This is a genomic window from Microcystis sp. M49636_WE2, assembly GCF_030065375.1.
Taxonomy (GTDB): Bacteria; Cyanobacteriota; Cyanobacteriia; order Cyanobacteriales; family Microcystaceae; genus Microcystis; species Microcystis aeruginosa_C.
In genome coordinates this window covers 1-2,960 of record NZ_JASJFG010000382.1, presented here as the reverse complement: position 1 = coordinate 2,960, position 2,960 = coordinate 1, and the positions used below count along the sequence as shown (strand labels likewise).

The following is a 2,960-nucleotide window of genomic DNA, read 5'->3' as shown; positions in this document are numbered from 1 at the left end:
TACCAATGCCGTTCTCGAAGGAGCTTTTGCCACTAACATTTTAATCAAAGGTGCAATTATCGACGGGGCCGATTTTACCGATGCAATTATTCGCTCCGATGTGGAAAAATATCTTTGTGAGAGAGCGACGGGAACTAACCCCATAACTGGCAGAAATACCCGTGATACCCTATTTTGTCCCTAATCCTGCTGTCATGACCGATCGAATTAGAGCCAGATCGGCCATAATTGCTGTAAGCTAGTATTCGATTTTTTAACAAAACCTTTAGAATAGACTTTCAAGCCAGTTCGATCAATCAGTCCCCTCTTGGAAAAAGGAAATTGTAACCATCGTGTCCACCAGTACCCTCGGCAATCAAGACAAAGAGCAGAAACCTAGTAGTGACTCGGATAGCTTTTTCCAAGGAGTCTCCAGAGTCGCAGGGGGAACTGTTCTCGGCCTGTTGATGGTATCCACGGCCGTGGTGACGGGGGCTGTGGTAGGATTGGCGATTAGTTACCGCAATCTACCCGATGTGAGGATTTTACGCGGTTACGTTCCCACGGAAACCAGTTATATCTACGATGTTAAAGGCAGACCCCTGACCAGCTTACACGGAGAAGCGAATCGGGAAGTGGTGGAACTCGATCAAATTTCTCCCAATCTAAAACGCGCAGTGATGGCGATCGAAGACAGCCATTTTTATCACCATCGTGGTATTAATCCTAATAGTATCGGTCGGGCAGTAGTCGCTAACTGGAAAAGTGGCGGTGTGGTGGAAGGTGCATCTACCATCACCATGCAGTTAGTCAAAAATATCTTTCTTTCCCATCAGCGCACCGTTAGCCGTAAATTAGCCGAGGCGGTCCTGGCAGTACGAGTGGAACAGGTTTTTAGCAAAAATGACATTCTGGAAATGTACCTTAATAATATCTATTGGGGTCATAATAATTACGGAGTGCAAACCGCCGCTAAAAGTTATTTTAATAAACCCGCCTCCGAGTTAAATTTAGCAGAATCGGCGATGATGGCCGGATTAATCCAAGCGCCGGAAGTTTATAGTCCTTTTAATAATTATCAAACCGCCAAGGAAAGACAGGCACTGGTTCTCAGTCGGATGCGTACCTTAGGTTGGATTACCCCCGCACAGGAAGAGGCCGCTTTAAGGGAACCACTGAAACTGGGTAAACCCACCGCTTGGCAAGAAAGTAAATTACCCTACGTTACCGATGCAGTGGTGGCAGAATTGCGGCAAAAATTTGGCAAGGAAACCCTAACTAAAGGGGGAATGCGGATTCAAACCACAATCGATCTCGACTTTCAAAACATGGCCGAGTCTACCATCCAACGGGCCTATAATAGCTTGCGTGGTCGCGGTATTCGTACCAAAGACCTACAAATTTCTCTAGTCGCGGTGGATCCCCGCACCCATTTTGTCAAGGCGCTCGTCGGTGGCGTTGATTACAATAAAAGTCAATTAAACCGGGCCATCCAATCCCGTCGTCAACCGGGGTCAGCTTTTAAACCCTTCGTCTATTATACTGCCTTCGCTAGTGGTCGTTTTACCCCCGAAACGGTGATTAATGATGCTCCTGTCCGTTTTCGCGAGGCCGGCGGCTTCTATAGCCCAAAAAACTACGGTGGCGGCTTTTCTGGTCCAGTTTCCCTGCGTAGCGCTCTGATGCAGTCTCTGAATATTCCCGCAGTTGTTCTCGGTCGTCGCGTCGGGATAAATAAAGTCATTGAAGTCTGTCGTCTGTTGGGTTTCGAGAGTCCTTTAATTGCCGTGACCTCTTTACCTTTGGGATCCGTGGACGTGACTCCTCTGGAAATGGCGGGGGCCTACGCTACTTTTGCCAGTAATGGCTGGCATTCCGAGCCTACCTTTATCATGCGTGTCACTGATAGCCGTGGTAACGTCATGCTCGATAATACACCCAAACCGAAGCTAGTTTTAGACCCCTGGGCCACCGCTTCTCTCAATTCTGTCCTACAGGGAGTTATTCAAGGAGGAACAGCAACCTCGGCCCAAATCGGTCGTCCGGCAGCGGGAAAAACCGGTACTACCGATAACGAGAAAAATGTCTGGTTTGTCGGTTATGTTCCCCAATTAGCCACGGCGGTGTGGATTGGAGATGACCAAAACCGCACTTTAGGTAAAGGTATCACCGGTGGTGGTTTTGCCGCTCCCATTTGGCGCGATTTTATGGCACAAGCACTGAAAAATGAACGGGTAGAATATTTTCCTTCTCCCTCCAAATTCCGCAAACCAACAGTTAAGTAGATGGTTAATCTAATTGGTTTGATCGTAATTTATTGATCGAGTAAAGGTGGCTAGGTTTTTGTAAGAGCGCCAATTCAAAAATGAAACCCACGCTATTTTTGTTCTGTGATGATAAAGTTAAGATGTAACTGTACCAATAATCATCGTTGCCCAGTTGCGAATGTCGTTACCTCAGATTGTTATTGATACCAATGTCATTATTGCTGGATTAAGATCTAGGCGTGGAAGTGCGTTTCAACTTCTTAGCCTTATAGGTACAGGAAAATTTGATATGCACTTATCTGTTCCTCTCGTCTTGGAATATACAGATGTCCTATTGCGGGAGTTGCCCAATCTCTATTTAAGTCGAGAAGAAGTAGATGACTTAATTGATTTCTATTGCTCGGTGGGGATACCTCATAAAATTTTCTTCCTGTGGCGACCATTTCTGCGTGATCCCAAAGACGATATGGTATTGGAGCTTGCAGTTAAAGCAGGATGTCAGAGTATAATCACATATAACACCCGTGACTTTGCTGGTGTTGAGCAATTTGGTTTATGTCTGCTTGAGCCTTCAGGTTTCCTACGATTAATAGGTAAGTTACCATGAGTACCATCCAAGTTCAAATTCCCGACTCATTACAGAAAAGTTTAGATGATCTAGCGGCTCGTGATGGAATTTCGATCGATCAATTTATCTCTACTGCGATCGCTGAG

3 protein-coding genes and 1 pseudogene are annotated in these 2,960 nt (G+C 46.0%); all 4 read left to right on the top strand.

Going from position 1 to position 2,960, the window contains the following annotated elements:
• Positions 1-184: pseudogene (locus PX484_RS09220) on the top strand (pentapeptide repeat-containing protein); the annotation flags it as partial.
• A gap of 148 nt (positions 185-332) precedes the next feature.
• On the top strand, positions 333-2,264 hold the full coding sequence (locus PX484_RS09215; protein WP_288103570.1) for a transglycosylase domain-containing protein: 1,932 nt from the start codon (positions 333-335) through the stop codon (positions 2,262-2,264).
• Between the two features lie 160 nt (positions 2,265-2,424).
• Positions 2,425-2,853, top strand: coding sequence for a putative toxin-antitoxin system toxin component, PIN family (locus PX484_RS09210; protein WP_012264774.1), 429 nt, complete (start codon positions 2,425-2,427; stop codon positions 2,851-2,853).
• The coding region (locus PX484_RS25720; protein ID WP_502882714.1) for a YlcI/YnfO family protein at positions 2,850-2,960 on the top strand (111 nt) is incomplete at its 3' end. The genes PX484_RS09210 and PX484_RS25720, both read left to right, overlap by 4 nt.